At 50.7% G+C, this 343-nt stretch carries 2 tRNA genes; both read left to right on the top strand.

Annotation, left to right across the window (positions count from 1 at the left end):
- Window positions 1-109 precede the first annotated feature (109 nt).
- A tRNA-Ile gene (locus KNO65_RS15655) sits at window positions 110-186 on the top strand.
- A 22-nt stretch (window positions 187-208) separates the two neighbouring features.
- Window positions 209-281 (top strand) — tRNA-Ala (locus KNO65_RS15650).
- Window positions 282-343: the final 62 nt, after the last annotated feature.

Genomic DNA, 343 nt, shown 5'->3' with positions numbered 1-343 from the left:
AACAAGGTAGCCGTATCGGAAGGTGCGGCTGGATCACCTCCTTTCTAAGGAAAATGCCCATGTGGCATTGCCCATCGTTCAGTTTTGAGAGACCAAAACCTCTCTAAGAGGGCCTATAGCTCAGCCGGTTAGAGCGCACGCCTGATAAGCGTGAGGTCGGTGGTTCGAGTCCACTTAGGCCCACCATTTTTATGAACAATTCTAATACGGGGCCTTAGCTCAGCTGGGAGAGCGCCTGCCTTGCACGCAGGAGGTCAGCGGTTCGATCCCGCTAGGCTCCACTTTTGTTCCTTGAAAACTGAAGATTCATCAAGACATCAAAAACCAATTTCACATATGGTCC

It is taken from the genome of Exiguobacterium sp. S3, assembly GCF_018617295.1.
Lineage (GTDB): Bacteria > Bacillota > Bacilli > Exiguobacteriales > Exiguobacteriaceae > Exiguobacterium > Exiguobacterium profundum.
This window is presented reverse-complemented; position numbering and strand designations above follow the sequence as displayed.